Raw genomic sequence first — 16,720 nt, forward strand, 5'->3', positions numbered from 1 at the left:
TACCCGTGTTCATACTGTTAGCTTCCATAAAGATTTTAGACTTTTCGGCAAGACTTGGTTGGCAAATGTTAATCTTTCGCAATCTAAATGCATAAAAAAATACAAGTACTTAAGTAATTATATGTATTGGTGATTGGTTAGTGGTTAGTAGTTACTTACGCCTGATGTGAATTAGAAACGCCTCTTATCCCATAAGGATTTTTAAATTCGCCCAAAATCATTGTTTTAGGATTACCGACGAAATTACAAGGATTTTCAAACTTCATTCAGATTAAACGTAAGTTATTAACCACTAACCACTAACTACTAACCACTAACTATTAACTATTAATGCAATTTCGTCTGATACACCTTAACTAAGCGATTAATGCCTTTAAACCGATAATCTCCCATTTCATGGAAGTATGCAGGTTGGGAAAGCATTTTGTAAGTGGCTTCACTGACGACACACTCACTAGGGGGACAAATTGCCTCCATACGCGCCGCTAAATTTATCGTCGCACCCAGAGCAGTGTAATCTACTCTTTGAGAACTGCCGACATCGCCAACCACAGCCTTACCACTGTTAATGGCAATGCGTAATTGCAGTGGTTCTTGCCAAAAGTTACTAGTGTTGAGATGTTCCAGACGCGTGAGCATTTTCAAGGCTGCGGACACAGCGCGATCGGCGTGATCTGATTGTGGTTCAGGAGCGCCAAAAAATGCCATGATGCAATCGCCAATATATTTATCTAAAGTGCCGCCGTAGGCAAAGACTTCTTTTAACATCTCCTCAAATAATTTATTGAGCAATTCTGCAATTTCTCTAGCAGTGAACCGTTCGGAGATGGCAGTAAAACCTACAATGTCCGCAAACAAAATACTAATTTCACTTTCTCGGGGGGCTAAGCGTCCATCTGGTAATGCTCCCACTGCGATCAACTGCTGTACAACTGCCGGGGAGTGATAGCGTTCAAGTCTATGACGAATGACTTCTTCACTTTTGAGTTTATCTGCTAATAACCAACGCTGGACACTGGAAGCAACAAGGTTCGCCAAAGCGGAAAAAAAGCTGAGTTCTTCTTCACCTTCTTTTGCCCAATGGTAGGAAGAAAGATGAGCATCGGCATAAAGCACACCCACCACCTTATTTTCATCCCACAAAGGCACAGCCATAGCGCTGCGAATGTCTTTAACCAAAATACTGTGTTCGCCTGCAAAACGTTCGTCAAGTTGAGCATCAGCAGTTTGAATCGCAACTTTTTGTTCAAAGACTTTTTGACAGATACTACGACTAATCCAACTGCCATCGTTAGGTAGATGTTCGTGTTGACAGGTGCTTCTAGTCGCAGAACTTAATATTTCTAATTTGCCACCACCACTGACATCAATTAATAATGCCAAACGATCAATACTACCTAAGTAACGAAAAACAACTTCTTGAACTTGAGAGAAAATTTCTTCTATAGAAGCCGCAGCCGAGAGATTTTTGGCTATATCAACTAAATCTTTCAGGCGAGCAATACTTTTATCTTTATTACTGATATCACCATTGTCACTATCAGCTTGTATCCATTGCTCTTGTAATTGTTTAACGTTGTGAAAAATAGTTCTGTGTTCGGCTGTGTCAACCTGCTTAGGTATAACTGTTTCCACAGGTGGCGTCAACAGTACCAACATACTCACATCTCCTAGCCAAATAATGTCACCATGACGCACCTGTTGGGGAGAACTGACAAGGCGATCGTTCAATTGTGTGCCATTTTTGCTGCCCATGTCCTCAATTGTCCACACGCCAGCAGCTGTTTTGAGCAAACGAGCGTGCCAACGGGAAACCCCCCCAAAGGGCAAGTACAAATCACACTCCGGTAATCGCCCAATGGTGAACACATCTTGATTGACTGTTACTGTTCTTTCTGTATTTCCCTGTTGTAAACGCAGTTTGAGTTCAGTCATAGTTGTGATTGAAGAAGAAAGGCAGACAGAGGAGCCACTGCGCCCTTGGAGGTTCCCGAAAGCGGTCGCCATGCAAGTTCCGGCGAACATTTGCCCGTTTGGCAGAAGGAACCAATTACAAATGGATTCAGATCCCCAGTAATTGTAGACCACCAACTTGAAAACATGCGCAGGAGATATGCCAGAGTTAAACCCTTATTCTTTATGGCACTCTCTAAGCCATTCCGACAACTAAGGATTGGGGATTAAAGTAAGGTGTAATTTATTTTAGATATTCACCTCACCCCCCGTCTACGGCAGGCTCTCGGCGGTTTCGCAGAGGGGGGATTAATTGGACTTTTGCAACAAGTCTATTCTTTGGTTGATAGGAATTACGCAAAACTTAACAATGCGTAGCGGTAATTCATGAATTACACTACGCAAGAACAAGATTTTCGGTCACATCTTGCGTAAGTCTTGATTGAGTTATCTTTAGAGGAGTTGTGCTACCAGCCTTTGGATTTTCATCAAAAACGATGGACAATGTTATCATTAACACTTACCCAGCCATCCTATTGATTGGCTACGGCAACGAACTGCGTAGTGATGATGGTATAGGACAACGGGTAAGTAATTTGATAGCAAGTTGGAAACTTGCGAATTTGTATACATTGTGTGTTCATCAACTCACTCCGGAACTGGCTGAAATTCTGGTCAATTTTGATGTTGCTATCTTTGTGGATGCGTATCCTGCCACAGTGGAACAGGATGTGCAAGTATCTCCTATAGAACTTGTCGATACCAGTGTAACGATGGGACACAGCAGTAACCCTTGTTATCTACTTGCACTTACACAAGCTCTTTATGGTCGCTCACCGCAAGCATGGTGGGTAACAGTGCCAGGAGTAAACTTTGAATTGGGCGAAACTCTATCACCTGTTGCGGAACAGAAAATAGAAGTAGCACTGCAACAAATCAATCATTTGCTTAAAACTGTAGATAGCAGGTAATTGGTTTTTCCCATTGCACGGTGATTACTGATTGCGAACTTCCGTTAATCATCATAGCGACGGGGAGTATAAACCCAAATATCACCATCTCGCTTTTGGATCATCCGGGTTTTGCTCGAACCAACAAGAATAACTGTCCGCATATCAGCATGTTCTGGTACTAAATTTTCCAGAGTACACACCACAACAGATTCAGCCTCTCTACCGAGGTTGCGTGCTAGTACAACTGGGGTTTCCGGGGAACGGTGACGCCGCAGTATCTTTTGTGCCTCTGCTAATTGCCAGGTGCGTTGCTTGGACACTGGGTTATAAAAAGCAATGACAAAATCTGCTTGGGCGGCAGCAGTAATGCGTTGTTCGATAATTGACCAAGGCTTTAAAATATCTGAGAGGGAAATTGCACAGAAATCATGACCAAGAGGCGCACCTATCTTCGCTGCAGCTGCCTGCATGGCGGAAATACCTGGTGCTACTTGAATTTGGATACCTTGCCATTCTGGCTTTGCTTGTTTATCTAGTACTTCAAATACTGCTGCTGCCATTGCATAGATTCCAGGATCTCCAGAGGATACCACTGCGACAAACCGTCCCTCTGCTGCTAAATCCAGGGCTGCCTTTGCCCGGGCAATTTCTTCCCGATTGTCTGATTCATGCAGGCGTTTGCCTTTGGTGAAGGCACTAACTAAATCCAGGTAAGTAGAATAACCAACAAAATCAGTGGCATTACGTAAAATTTCTTTGACTTCTGGTGACATCCAATCACTTCTGCCTGGACCTGTACCAACAATTACCAGCCGTCCCCGTGGTGTACCTGTGGTGTTGATGTCGATGGGTAAAGGTGCGATCGCAATGGCACAGGAAAAATTTGCTGTTTGCTGCTGTCCAATCAATTCACCACCAGAAGCTGCTAAAGCCGCTGCTACAGCTACATCTGCGGTAGTATTTTGAGACATAACTTGAGCGATCGCATCGGCAGTAAAAAAACGAATTGGCACATTAAGAGAATTAGCGATCGCTTGCAAACCAGGTTCAGCAGCATCTGAGATACTGGCAAAAACTCCCGCAACAGAGGCTGGAGCTAACTCTGCATCTGCTAGCATTTGCTGTACTAAGGCGACTAACTCTGAACCTTCCCCTCTTTGTAACGGGGGATTGAGGGGAGTAATTCCAATTGCCACCGTTGCAGGATGATAGACCAGGTGGGTTGCTGTGGAAAATCCTGCCTTTTCAGTAACTTCTATAATTCTTTCTGCATTCTGAGCAATAGGTAAAGAACTGTTCCTCAGCCAAGCTGCTTTACCTTTTAACTGCACCGCATGTCCTGCCAAGAGGTCAGACATAAAGACCTTCGCATATTCTGGGTTAGACAAACGATAACCTACTGGCGGGTCTTCCAATGTGACGCCAAAGCGAATATCACCAGTCGTTGTGATGGCAGGTTTAACACCTAATACACTGGCGATTTGTCGCGCCAAATTATTAACACCATTGAGTCCTCCCAAGAGGGGTACTACTGCACTACCATCCTCTGCAACTGCTAAAACTGGAGGTTCCTGTCGCTTGTTGGCAAGCAGTGGTGCTAAGGTTCTGATCAAAATACCTGTAGCACAAAAGCCAATAATGGGTATACCGTTTGCAAACAACTCCCGCAGTGTGACTCCAAACTCTCTAAAACTCACATCTACCTCGGAAGTGCGTCCGGCTAGTCCATATAACTGTGCTTCTGGTAAGATACTGATGATTTTACGGGCGACGGGGATGCTTTTGTTACCCAGCACAATAATGGCAGGTGCAATTTTAGTCATATGAATTAGCTGAAATTGAAAGAAATTGGTGTCTTTGTGTTTTGGTGGGTTAAAAAATCTTGAACCACCAAGACACAAAGACACGAAGACCAAAACATTTATATTGGTTGAATTCTGATTCAGAAGCCCAGAAATACTATAGCAAGCCTATTATGATTGGTCAGAATCGCAAAGCCCTGCTCCCCGACTTTTGCTGAGAAGTCGGGGAGCTTGTCTCTCACTAATGATTTAGTCATGCTATACAGACATTGTTGAGAGTGTAACACAAGATTTGTTGCGAGAAGCATGCTGTATCATAACCGACTTTGACTGGGAACCAAAATCATTGAAAAATAAGGTACTTGATCAGGATATACTTCATCCAAAGAAATTATCTTTTGATTGACCATCGTTCCTCGTTCAATGTAACGTGCCCTTGATGCTAATCCTAAGTGATGCAACACATCCCGGACTTTCGCAAAATGTCGCCGCAGTTTAATAATTGCTGCTGCATCAGCGTTTAACAATTGTGCTTTCAGAGTTTCGGCTGGTAGGGTGGCTGGTAAAACGCTAAAAACATCGTCACGATAACTCAGGGGAACTGACAATGCAGAAGCACAGCCCATCGGTGAGGAAACTCCTGGTACAACTTCTGTTTCAAACTGGTCGGATAATCGTGTAAACACATACATAAAGGAACCGTAAAATAACGGATCGCCTTCACACAAGACTACTACGTCCCGTCCGGCTGCGAGATGTTCAGCAATAGGTGTAACAACTTGGTCGTAAATTGGTTGTGCTGCGTAAGGATCGAGGGCACGGGGGAGATGATACTTAACTTCGATTTGGTTGCCAGGGAGATATTCAGCTACGATACCCCTGGCGACACTTTCTTTGTCTTCTGCTGATTGATAGGCAACTACCGGACAAGTCCTTAACAAGCGTAATGCCTTGAGAGTCAATAGTTCTGGGTCTCCAGGCCCAACACCAACACCATAAAGACGACCTTTCATTCTTCCTTCTCCGTTGCTAGGGCGTTAACTGCGGCAGCTGCGATCGCACTTCCTCCTCGCCGTCCCTTTAATGTCATAAATGGCACACCACGACTATCTGCTGCTAGTGCTGCTTTTGACTCTGCGGCTCCTACAAACCCAACCGGAAAACCAAGAATCAATGCAGGTTTAGGTGCGCCTTCATCCAGCATTTCCAAGAGTCGAAATAGAGCAGTAGGTGCGTTACCAATGGCTACGACAGATCCTTTTAGGTGGGATCTCCACAATTCTAAAGCCGCAGCCGAACGAGTATTTTGCAGTTTTTGAGCGAGTTCCGGCACTTCAGGGTGATTGAGAGTACAAATCACCGCATTGTCTGCTGGTAGGCGCTTACGGGTAATTCCTTCTGCCACCATGCGACAATCACACAAAATTGGTGCGCCTACTGCGATCGCAGCACGTCCAGATACGACAGCAGTAGGTGAGGCGACTAAATCATCAACAATATCAGTCATACCACAGGCATGAATCAAACGCACTGCCACTTTCGCCACATCCGGAGCAAGGACAGATAAATTTGCCTCAGCCCGAATCATGGCAAAGGATTGACGATATATTTCATTTCCATCTCGAATGTAGTCAATGGTCATTATCTAAGAGTTGGTTGTTGGTTGTTGGTTAGTGGTTAGTGGGTAGAGACGCGATGTTCCTCGCGTCTGTACAATAGTGGTTAGTGGTTAATTGTTTACTACCCCTCACACCCCTCACACCCCACCCTTACGGGAAGCCGCTACGCGTCTACACACTCCTCACACCCCTCACACCTCCCCACCTCTCTCAACGATCTGTTGCAACTGTGCAATACCATGTCGGTTGGCAAATTCTCCTAGTGATTCGTGGCGAGTTCGGCGTTTTGCAATATAAAGTTGGAGAATTTTTTCTATCAATGGAGGCAATTCTGCAAAAGGTACAGCCTGGTAAAGTACTCGCCCAAATTTGCTTTCATCATCACTGTCTCCAACGTAGATCTGATACTTGTCTTCACTGACGCCCAAGAGAGTAATATCACTATTGTTGTGTTGGGCGCAGGATTTTGGACACCCTGTAAAGTGAATATTCACAGGTTGATTGAGAGTAACGCGTTGATCCAGATACTCAGCTAACATGAGGGCGTGATTTTTTGTATCCGTAGCTGAGGATGCACATCCTGTACTACCAGCACAAGCAATTAAGGCGCTATATAGATTGGTTGCAGACCAATGCAAATTCAAGTTCTCAATTTTACTTTGAACTTCGTGAATATACTGTTTGGGAATATCTGTCAACAGTAGATTCTGCCAGGGTGTGAGCCTGAGTGTACCACTACCATAACCCTGGGCAATATCCGCTAATCCTTGTATTTGCCATGTTTCCAATTTACCTAGTGGTAGCACAACACCAATGTAGGAAAGTTCTTGTTGTCTTTGGGGGTGGACACCAAGGTGGAGATAGCGAGTTAGGCGTGGATGAGGAGGTAAGATGGTGGGGAGATGGGAAAGTCGCCGCAAAGGGTAAGAAAGGTGATTTTCTACTTCTTGGAGAAATCTTTCTATACTCAAGTTATGCAGAACTTCAAATAAACGAACTTTGGGTGATTTGCGATAAGGCGTGAAATTCTCTTTCTCGAGTGCAGAATACTGCAAATAAACTTTGGCGATCGCACTCACTACGTCTACACATTCTTGGGGTTGCAATAATATGCCTGTATTTGTAGATGATTCACCTAAATTCAGCTTGAGGTGAAAGTATATCTGTGTACTGAGTTCCACAGCAGTCAAAATGATATCGTTAGGGCGATCGCACACCTTTAGCGCGCCTCCACCATCAACTGCAATGCTGAATTTAGGTGACAGGGGCGTAAGTTCAACATGGCTGCTGATATAGTTATCCAGTTTGCGAATGAGCGATCGCGTATCAATCAATTCTTCGGAATCAATACCTGCTGTCGGACTACCCATGATGTTACGCAGATGATCAACACCCGGATTTGGTGAGGCTAAACCAATGTCTTGGAGTAGGCGCAGAACTTCAGAAGTTATTTGTGTATGAACTTCACGAATTTGTAAATTGGCACGATTAGTAATGTTAACGTAGCCTGCACCGAATTTCTCAGCTAAATCAGCTACAATCCGAAACTGCCCAGTAGTGACGATTCCTCCAGGAATCCGGATACGAAATAGTGTTCCGTCTCGCGCGGACGTACTGTAAAAAAGACCAGGACAAGGGACAGAACTTGACGACAAATACACCTCTAAAGCTCCTTCCCTGTGCAGCGCAGGGAGCAGAGAAACTATGTGTCTTGGCAACACCCCTAGAAGTTGGCATTCTGACTCACCGAATTGGTTAGTTGTTGGTTGTTGGTTGTTGGTTGTTGATTTTTCCACCAACTACTAACCACTAACTACTAACCAATTTTTTATCGGATTACAGCTGCGGCACAGTACCGGGATCTCACCGGACTTTCCCAACTCTAGGTTTGAGTAGTTTAGCATGAGTTTGTGTCTCAAAAGATAAAATCAAAGCTTGGATTAATCTTTGTCCAAAAAACTCATTGCTTTGTCACATTGAGTCATTTAATGTTTGAAACGCAAAGGGACGCTGAGGAAGGTGCGGAGGTTTGCAGAGTATTTTGCTATGCTTCTAGTCTTTTTCAGTTAAAATCATAAGCTGGCTCCTGCTAACTCTTGACTACGATGCAAAAATGGTTATCTGTGATCGGTATTGGTGAGGATGGGCTATCAGGACTGAGTGCGATCGCTCGTTCTATACTGCAACATGCACAAGTGATAGTTGGGGGAAGCCGCCACCTCGCCATGTTATCACCTGATGATCAGCGCGAAAAAATCACTTGGTCTTCACCGATCAACGCATCTGTAGAGGAAATTCTCCGCCGTCGGGGTCAGCCTGTGTGTGTTTTGGCGAGTGGTGATCCCATGTGCTTTGGTATCGGTGTTACTCTCAGACGCAGCATACCGATTGCGGAGATGACTATTATTCCTGCGCCTTCGTCTTTTAGTCTCGCCTGTGCCAGACTGGGATGGTCGCTGACGGAAGTGGAGACGTTAAGCCTCAATGCTCGTCCCCTGGCTTTGCTCCATACTGTTATTTATCCTGGGGCGCGATTGTTGATTTTGAGCGAAGGGAAGGAAACCCCGGCGATTGTAGCTGATCTCTTGACAAAACGGGGATTTAGTGGTAGCAGAATTACTGTCCTAGAACGCATGGGTGGTTCTCAAGAACGGATGATTGATGGTATAGCCGCCTCCTGGACAACTACAGAAGTAGCTGATTTAAATACTGTGGCTGTAGAGTGTATTGCTGATCCTGGAGTGGTGGGGTTATCTCGTTTAGCAGGATTACCAGACGACGCCTATCATCATGACGGACAACTCACTAAGCGCGAAGTACGGGCGATTACCCTTGCTGCTTTGGCTCCTATACCAGGACAATTATTGTGGGATGTCGGTGCAGGCTGTGGTTCGATTGGTATTGAATGGATGCGGAGTCATTCTCGATGTCGAGCGATCGCCATTGAACAAAACCCTACTCGACTACAATACATCGCTGACAATGCTAATGCCCTCGGTACGCCTCATTTACAAATCATTCATGGCAAAGCGCCGATTGCACTGAAAGATTTACCCCAACCCGATGCTATTTTTATCGGTGGTGGTGCGACAGCAGCAGGTTTGTTTGAAGTATGTTGGCAAGCTTTGCGTCCGGGTGGGCGTTTGGTTGCTAATGCTGTGACTATTGAAAGTGAACAAAAATTACTGCAATGGCACAATCAAGTAGGTGGAGAATTGATGCGTGTTGCTGTACAGAGGGTTGCTCCCATTGGTAGTTTTTTGGGATGGAAGCCGATGGCACCTGTGACCCAGTGGGTGGTGGTGAAGTGGTGAACTACCCCGCAATTTGAGTTAGTTGAAATTACGTGAGTGTACTCAAGCAGTCCTCTTTGCTAGTGCTTTTTTACTCAAATTGCACACATAATAGAACCAGATATGAGCAAAAATGAAGAACTCATATATATATAAGGAGCTTGAATGACTCGACGTATTACCAATGCTGTAAATTCACTGGTGACAAAATTCTCGCGACGAAATGCACTTTTGTGGCTTGGGGGTAGCGGGCTAGGTACTGCCTTTGTGGTGGGAACACAAAAGCAAGTCAGCGCTAAACAGAACAAAGATGTAACATTGGTGAACCCACCAACTTTATATGATGCAACCCGAAATGGCTATAGTCATATAGCTGTTACACCACCAAGGACAAAAACCGTTTATATTTCTGGTCAATTTGGTTCAGATTTACAAGGTAATCTTGTCTCCAATGACTTTGAACAACAGTTAGTGAAGGCTTTCGAGAATCTCCGCTTTGCCTTAGAAGCGGTTGGTGCGAAACCAAAAGATGTAGCAAAAACTACTATTCTTATTGTGGATTACAACCAAGATAAATTGATCCCGTTAGGACGGGAAATTAGCAATTTGTGGGGGGATAAACCACCAGCAAACACCCTCATTCCTGTTCCTAGACTTGCACTTGACGGTATGTTGTTTGAAATTGATGCTTATGCGGTGATTCCAGAAAAAGGTGATGGCAAACTAGTTTCTGATTAATTTACATTTTACCACCTGCAATAGCCAGGAGGCTCAGCCTCCAAACGCTTGTTACAAGGTTCAACCTGTTCCCCTACTGTGCTGCCAAGCATGGTAGTGTTAGATTTATTACAAAAAACTCGCCTTCCTTAGTAGATTCGCTACTGCTGCTGATAGGGTTTGCACAGGGTACGAATGAACCCAAGTCAGAGGATGCGCCAAACAATATTTTTGTACCAGTTGCAGGCTACGATCGCGTGGAGGGAGATTTTAATAAACTAGCAATACCCTCTTTCCTAGATTGGTTTGATATGAATCCACCACTGAAGTGGGGAGCAGTAGCATTGGCTGTCTTAGGTGTGGTAGCGTTTCTAGGTGGATAGCATCCAGGAAATGATATTTAATTTTGGCGTTGCTGAATTTGGTCATGAATTGTGTTTGTCTACATTTTGTAGAGATGTAGCAATGCTACGTCTTTTAATTCAGCAACGCCTTAATTTTTAACGATTACTGGTAATGGGTAATGGGGAAAATCAGTAATTACCAATTACCAATTACCAATTCATCTATATAAATTTATTGCTTCTATCTTTTGGCAGAATTTTTGAAAAAGTGTATTTAGATTCTGAAAATAAAGTGGTGCGATCGCCATTCAAAGTACGGATAACCCTGCTTCCCTACCAGAAATATATTGTTACATTAGAAAAGCATTCACTAGAAAAACTTTAATCCTTAGAACCTGACAATCAAATAGCTTGAAAGCCTAAACAAGTATCAAATCCTTGTCAAGCAATGATTCATAATTTCTAACTTTTATGAACCAGTATTAGCCTTCTTGATCAAAACAGAAGAGGATTTTTGCTTAAAAAGCGGTCTGGTTCTCATTTAAAGCGAATAGAAGCGTGAAAAAACAGATTTTAGTAGTGCTTGCTTTCTTATCCTTCATTATGGTTGCACTGAAAACTTCAATCACAAATTCCCATACTAGCATCAATGAACTTTATGTCTTTGGTGACAGTCTTTCCGATATTGGTAATGCATTTAATGCGACTGAAGGATTCCATCCTTCTAGTCCTCCCTACTTTCAAGGGCGTTTTTCTAATGGTTTAGTTTGGGTGGAATATCTTGCTTCTGGGCTAGCATTAACCCCCAAACAAAATACTAACTTTGCCTATGGCGGTGCAACTACAGGCAGTGGCAATCTGAATGGAATTCCAGATTTATTGACACAAGTTGATAGCTTTATCAAAGTTTATCAGCAGGTTGATAAAAATGCACTCTATATTCTATGGGCTGGTGCTAATGATTATCTTCACGGCATGAGCAATCCTTCACTATCAATCAATAATATATCCCAGGCAATCCAATCTCTTGCAAAAGCTGGAGCAAAAAAAATCTTGGTTGCTAATTTACCAGATTTAGGGAATATTCCAGCCACACGCAATAGCCCTTATTCTGGTATTCTTAGTTCTGCAACAATCGCGCATAATTTGGGCTTAGCTAACTCCCTTGATCTTCTCAAACAGAAGTTAGGACATGATACCCAGATGATTATGTTTGATGTTCATTCACTATATAAGGAAGCGATCACTAACCCAACTAAGTTTGGCTTTACAGATGTAAATACAGCTTGTCTAAATAATCTTGCTAGCTGTGATAATCCAGACAAGTTTTTATTCTGGGATGGCATTCATCCAACCACTGTTGCTCATAGAATTTTGGCAAAAGCAGCTCTAAAAGAGTTGAAAATAACATTTTAATTTCTACCTCTTCCAGAGCTTTACTTGATATAAGTCTAAAATGATACCTACACTACCAACAAAAGACACAACCTGATTTTGTTAAATTTGAGGCATTCTTTACTGATAACTGATAAAAATACCCCTAGAGGAGCGATTTTTCCCTCAAGGGGTAAAGTGAGGTATGACTTAAATGTTTCTCTTCTTCCAGGAAAAATATTAACTTGATTACGAAACCCTTTTATCTATCTAAAGATCAGTATATTAATAGGTTAGTATAAATTTATCTTGTTATAATAAATACAAAACTGTAGGTTTTGATGCATATAACTTGACAAATTTGCAGATACTCCTTATCTATCATTTCTTCAATCAGTGCCGAGTTTGTATCAGCCTTATCTTGGAAACTAGTATATTTTCATTCATGACGGTGAATTTTTTGATTGGGACTGCCTTCTGGTCAATTCGACTTGCCATCACTGCCAAAATACTCCCGGTAGCTGCAAATTTTGTTACCACGCACATCAAAGGAAACCGCTACCCGATTTTTATATGGTTCTCCAAATAACATTCCTTCATCTCGGAATTCAAACACAACCGTTGTTTCATTGCTGGTAACATGGTCTAGTGAATTCAGTTTTAGTCCAGGACTAAAAGCCTGTGTAACGTATTGAAAAAACTCTTGGGCTCGTTGTTTACCCACATTCAATCCGTGGAATTTCCCCATCGGAAACCAAAAAGTAAAGTCTTCTGTGAGCATATCCAAAAACTGTTTCCAATCACCAGTTTCTAAACCATATTGAAAGTATGCAAATGCTTCACGACCAACTGTTAAAGTATTTTCTGACTCTTGGGTCATAATGATTATCAATCAAATTTAATTAATTATTTGCGATCATCAAGCAAAACCTGAAAGTGTTTGACATTAGGCTCTAGTTCCAGAAGATACTCTTTATCTCTGGGAAGATGCCTAGTCTTTTCAATATCATTACCTGCAAACTTCCGAATAGCGTCTAGCGACTCCCAATAAGATATCACAGTAAACTCCGTAATATTGCCATGAGTACGGCGAAAAACTTGCGCTCCTAAATTCCCAGGAATCGACTCAATTTTTTTGATACCAGCTTCCAGAAGATAAGCATAGTAATCATCTGCCTTAGAAGTCAGCGTTCTACCGTGCCAGAACCGCGCGATCGCTGTTTTAGTTCGGGAAGGAGTATTATTTGTTTGGGCAATCACGGGTAAATGCCTAACTTGTGCTAGAAAGGTGAAGGATAAACCACCTAGCAATACCCCCAGTGCAAAAAATATACCAAGATATTTATCCTGTTTCATAGCCGTAAGAAAGTGCTTGTGAAACCAGAATATCTTGGTATCCTGCAAATACTGACTTAAAATTTCAAAAATTTAAAATATTAATCATAAAAAACTCTGCTTCCCTTGATTCGGCTTTCTCAAAGTAAAAAAATGCGCCTCTTTTAGTTGATTGAGATTTTATGAGTTTTCCAGGCTTGTCAAATGCATTGCTGGCTCAATTTTGAGGGATCTGGATATTCATAATTGGGCAATATATGATGTATCTGGTACTATGGCTTCTGCTAATATGAGTGATGTTGATCGGACTACACAGAGGTATCAGGGAACGACTACAACTACTACTGACCAGGGGGTAGTGGAAGTTGTTGATAAGCGCAATGATCAACCCCTCTAGTATCATTAGGCGATCGCATTCCAAATAAATTATCCTGCTGATATTTGGTGCGATCGCATGTCTATTGTGGACAATCTATCGCCTCAAGCAGTTTTAGGAAGCTATCCGATTTTTCGCCGATATTTGCCCCTTATTTCCACAACCAATTGTTAGACTCCACAGAATATTACTCCTTAACACCGTACCATTATTTCTCCAAACCGATAATTATTTGGATTGGAGAATTTTAATTTTGATATCATACCAAATTGGGATAGTTAGTATTGTTTGAAATTACAAAAACAGCTTTGCAATCAAGACTTTCAATCCAAAATCCAAAATCTAAAATCCAAAATTGGTATAATGCTCTAAAGCTTTAATCACCCTGTAATACCGTTCCTGTACATCCTTACGGTCTAGTTCTTCTGATAACCCCTCTTGGCTACCCCGCAAAATCATCTCAGCATGACGCCTCAGAACTGTCTTATGCTTTGGATTAGTGGTGTAAGTTGCAATTGTGGTGATCGCTTCCAATAACCGAATAGTCACTGCTGCATCAGACTGTGCATACTGCCGAATCTGGTTAAAAGCCCCGTCAACCAATTGTTCAAACGTAAATTGCTCCGCAATTACACGTAGTTTATGGTTATCATCATAGCGGTAAGCTGAGGGAAAATCCCTTTGCACCAAACCCGAAAGTCCCGCACTCAGTCGGTCAATACATCGAATCGCGGTAAATGGATCGTTCACAGCAGGAGAGATGGCGCGTAGAGCAATTTCTACCAACTGATTGATCGGAAATTCCACATCCTGTTGTTCAGTACGTTCTTTACCCAGAATAAAGGCATCGTTGATTTGTTTGCTAAGTTTTTGATTTACCCGTTCTCCAGGAAAAACCATAACCAAATCACTGCCCTTAATCACAAACTTTCCTGGCCGAAACTTGACACGCAACAGTAGATTGTGCTTACGGGCAATCTTCATTAATTCTTCATTATCAATTGCTTGCAAATAACCTGTAGCATTAGCTCGAATCGGGTAAGCTTCCTCCTCAAAAGAAATGGGAATTTCAGTAACTCGCCGCTCCTGTTCTGGTTCACTATGTCCAATTTTTTCTGGAAACAGCAGTTCAATGGCTTTGTCTAAGTCTTCAGTGACGTTCTGGATGACCTGCGATGCTTGAATGATTGTTGAGGCATGATGTATAAAATAAATCAATACACCAACGCTAAAAATTGCTAGCAGGATACCAACAGTAACAGAGAGTTGCGGCACAAATTGCTCGTATTCATCTGCTTCTCCATGAACTGTCCGAAGTACGAGCAAGCAGTAGATGAACGTACCAATAAATGTACCAAGCACAAATTGATTACCTGAATCCTGCATAAAATTACGCAGGATTCGAGGTCCGAAGTTAGAAGCAGCCAGCTGAAGCGCCACGATTGTAATTGAAAAGGCTGTAGCGGTAACGCTAACCATCGAGCCTGCAACAGCTTCTAGCAGCGATCGCGCGCCATCAGGACCACCAGTGTAGATCCACCACAATTTCTCAATTGCTAACATACTTGCCCGGTCAAGTGCTAGCATCGCGAAGGCCAAAGCAACTGCAGCAATTACCATGATTGTTGGCAAAAACCAATAGCTAGAATGGAGTGTGTCCCAAAGCTTACCTAATTTGACATTATTCATCTTTAACTTTTGGATGCAATAGGTGCGTATTGGCAAGTAGTTTACTTTTCGTCGTTAGCTGTTGGAAAATCTGCCTTACCGTTGTGAGCGTCTGCGGTTTGCATTTGGGCAAGTAGTCGGAGTGAATCACTGATGCGGCGAGGTTTTGGTAGTTTACCATTTCCTGCTGGCCAACCTTCACGCTGATGTGAGCGATCGCCATCTGTTTCCTCTGTTTGGTCATGGAACAAAATTTGCTGTGTTGGAAAGGGTAAATCTATGCCGTTTTCGACCAGCTTTTTCTTAATTGCAGACAGCACCTGATCCCGTGAGGTGAGATCATCTGCACGTCGTGGCGGTTTAATCCACCACCTAGCCCGAATATTAACGGTACTTTCGGCAAGTTCCATCACTAGTACATCGGGTGCAGGATCTTTGAGTACTTCTGGCACACTATACATTGCTTCGAGCATCAGCTGCTTTGCTTGGTCAATGTCGTCACCGTAGCCAATACCAACATCATATTCCAATCGACGATTTTCAAAGGCAGTGTTCACTGTTACCGAATTTGTAAATAACTCGGAGTTGGGAATTACAATCCGGCGACCATCGTAAGTTCTGATTGTAGTTGCCCGTGTCTCAATATTTTCTACCGTTCCTTCAAAGTTTTTAAAGACAATTTGGTCATCGATTTGAAATGGTTCTGTCAATAGGATGAGGATGCCAGCTAAGAAATTTTGTAGGATATCGCGAAAGGCAAAGCCGATAGCCACACCACTAATTCCTAGTAACTGCACTAAATCACCTGCTCGAAATGTCGGAATCACAATCGACAGAGCAACAAATAGACCTACCAGGAGTGTTGTGCCCTGTGCCAAGCGTCCCAGTACCAGTCCAAGATTTCGAGCTTGACGGCGGTTACGAGTTAAGCGCTTGACTAGTCGCTTAATTCCCCTGGCAACGAAGAAAAAGATGGCAAAGACAATCAATGCCAGTACGATATTGGGCAGTAGGACAATGAATCCGTTGATCATTGCCTGGATTTTGTCCCAAACTGCGGATATGTCTGCATTCATGATACTGATTAAATTATCAATATTGCTGATATTAGTGAAAGGTTCTGATATTTCACTCCACCTGTAGTTAGTTTTAGCAGTGTATAAATGGTAGGAAAAAATTAGAAATAACGGCACACGGGAAACAATCGCGCTGTCTAATCCTCAATAGAATTGCAACCACAGAGACACAGAGGACGCAGAGAAAGAGAAAGTAGAGAATTTTGCTGT

Annotated in this window: 13 protein-coding genes and 1 riboswitch; of the genes, 4 read left to right on the top strand and 9 right to left on the bottom strand. The window is 42.8% G+C overall.

Annotation, left to right across the window (positions count from 1 at the left end; translation table 11 throughout):
• Nucleotides 1-327: 327 nt before the first annotated feature.
• A complete protein-coding gene (locus tag NIES592_RS04390) occupies nucleotides 328-1,935 on the bottom strand; it encodes an adenylate/guanylate cyclase domain-containing protein (RefSeq protein WP_062242760.1) in 1,608 nt (535 codons plus the stop codon).
• 515 nt (nucleotides 1,936-2,450) lie between these two features.
• Here NIES592_RS04390 and NIES592_RS04395 point away from each other — a divergent pair.
• Nucleotides 2,451-2,924 (top strand): hydrogenase maturation protease, encoded by a 474-nt coding sequence (locus NIES592_RS04395; protein WP_062242763.1) that lies wholly within the window; start codon nucleotides 2,451-2,453, stop codon nucleotides 2,922-2,924.
• Between the two features lie 44 nt (nucleotides 2,925-2,968).
• Here NIES592_RS04395 and cobJ read toward each other — a convergent pair whose 3' ends face one another.
• From cobJ to cobG, 4 genes are all read right to left on the bottom strand, one after another.
• Nucleotides 2,969-4,729 carry a precorrin-3B C(17)-methyltransferase gene (gene cobJ / locus NIES592_RS04400; protein ID WP_073555032.1) on the bottom strand — a complete coding sequence of 587 codons (1,761 nt, stop codon included), beginning with the start codon at nucleotides 4,727-4,729 and terminating at the stop codon, nucleotides 2,969-2,971.
• 293 nt (nucleotides 4,730-5,022) lie between these two features.
• Nucleotides 5,023-5,721 carry a precorrin-2 C(20)-methyltransferase gene (locus tag NIES592_RS04405; RefSeq protein WP_062242768.1) on the bottom strand — a complete coding sequence of 233 codons (699 nt, stop codon included), beginning with the start codon at nucleotides 5,719-5,721 and terminating at the stop codon, nucleotides 5,023-5,025.
• Nucleotides 5,718-6,350 (bottom strand): precorrin-8X methylmutase, encoded by a 633-nt coding sequence (locus tag NIES592_RS04410; RefSeq protein WP_073555033.1) that lies wholly within the window; start codon nucleotides 6,348-6,350, stop codon nucleotides 5,718-5,720. The genes NIES592_RS04405 and NIES592_RS04410 overlap by 4 nt, the downstream gene beginning before the upstream one ends.
• Before the next feature lie 168 nt (nucleotides 6,351-6,518).
• Nucleotides 6,519-7,988: a precorrin-3B synthase gene (gene cobG, locus NIES592_RS04415; protein ID WP_073555034.1), complete on the bottom strand. Its 1,470-nt coding sequence runs from the start codon at nucleotides 7,986-7,988 to the stop codon at nucleotides 6,519-6,521.
• Nucleotides 7,989-8,037: 49 nt separating this feature from the next.
• A riboswitch (cobalamin riboswitch) is annotated at nucleotides 8,038-8,227 on the bottom strand.
• Between the two features lie 205 nt (nucleotides 8,228-8,432).
• Between cobG and cbiE the strand changes: the two genes are divergently transcribed.
• The 3 genes from cbiE (at nucleotide 8,433) to NIES592_RS04435 (ending at nucleotide 12,097) form a co-directional block, all read left to right on the top strand.
• Nucleotides 8,433-9,641, top strand: a complete 1,209-nt coding sequence (gene cbiE / locus NIES592_RS04420; protein WP_073555035.1) for a precorrin-6y C5,15-methyltransferase (decarboxylating) subunit CbiE — start codon at nucleotides 8,433-8,435, stop codon at nucleotides 9,639-9,641.
• 144 nt (nucleotides 9,642-9,785) lie between these two features.
• On the top strand, nucleotides 9,786-10,358 hold the full coding sequence (locus tag NIES592_RS04425; protein WP_062242779.1) for a Rid family hydrolase: 573 nt from the start codon (nucleotides 9,786-9,788) through the stop codon (nucleotides 10,356-10,358).
• 881 nt (nucleotides 10,359-11,239) lie between these two features.
• Nucleotides 11,240-12,097, top strand: coding sequence for an SGNH/GDSL hydrolase family protein (locus NIES592_RS04435; protein WP_178379472.1), 858 nt, complete (start codon nucleotides 11,240-11,242; stop codon nucleotides 12,095-12,097).
• Nucleotides 12,098-12,536: 439 nt separating this feature from the next.
• Here the strand turns inward: NIES592_RS04435 and NIES592_RS04440 are convergent, their stop codons facing one another.
• From NIES592_RS04440 to NIES592_RS04460, 4 genes are all read right to left on the bottom strand, one after another.
• Nucleotides 12,537-12,935 carry a nuclear transport factor 2 family protein gene (locus tag NIES592_RS04440; protein ID WP_062242787.1) on the bottom strand — a complete coding sequence of 133 codons (399 nt, stop codon included), beginning with the start codon at nucleotides 12,933-12,935 and terminating at the stop codon, nucleotides 12,537-12,539.
• 26 nt (nucleotides 12,936-12,961) lie between these two features.
• Nucleotides 12,962-13,411 carry an antibiotic biosynthesis monooxygenase family protein gene (locus NIES592_RS04445; RefSeq protein WP_062242790.1) on the bottom strand — a complete coding sequence of 150 codons (450 nt, stop codon included), beginning with the start codon at nucleotides 13,409-13,411 and terminating at the stop codon, nucleotides 12,962-12,964.
• 697 nt (nucleotides 13,412-14,108) lie between these two features.
• Nucleotides 14,109-15,455: a DUF2254 domain-containing protein gene (locus NIES592_RS04455; protein ID WP_073555038.1), complete on the bottom strand. Its 1,347-nt coding sequence runs from the start codon at nucleotides 15,453-15,455 to the stop codon at nucleotides 14,109-14,111.
• A gap of 41 nt (nucleotides 15,456-15,496) precedes the next feature.
• Nucleotides 15,497-16,510: a mechanosensitive ion channel family protein gene (locus tag NIES592_RS04460; protein WP_073555039.1), complete on the bottom strand. Its 1,014-nt coding sequence runs from the start codon at nucleotides 16,508-16,510 to the stop codon at nucleotides 15,497-15,499.
• Nucleotides 16,511-16,720 lie beyond the last annotated feature (210 nt).

The sequence above is a fragment of the Fischerella major NIES-592 genome (assembly GCF_001904645.1).
GTDB classification, from domain to species: domain Bacteria; phylum Cyanobacteriota; class Cyanobacteriia; order Cyanobacteriales; family Nostocaceae; genus Fischerella; species Fischerella thermalis.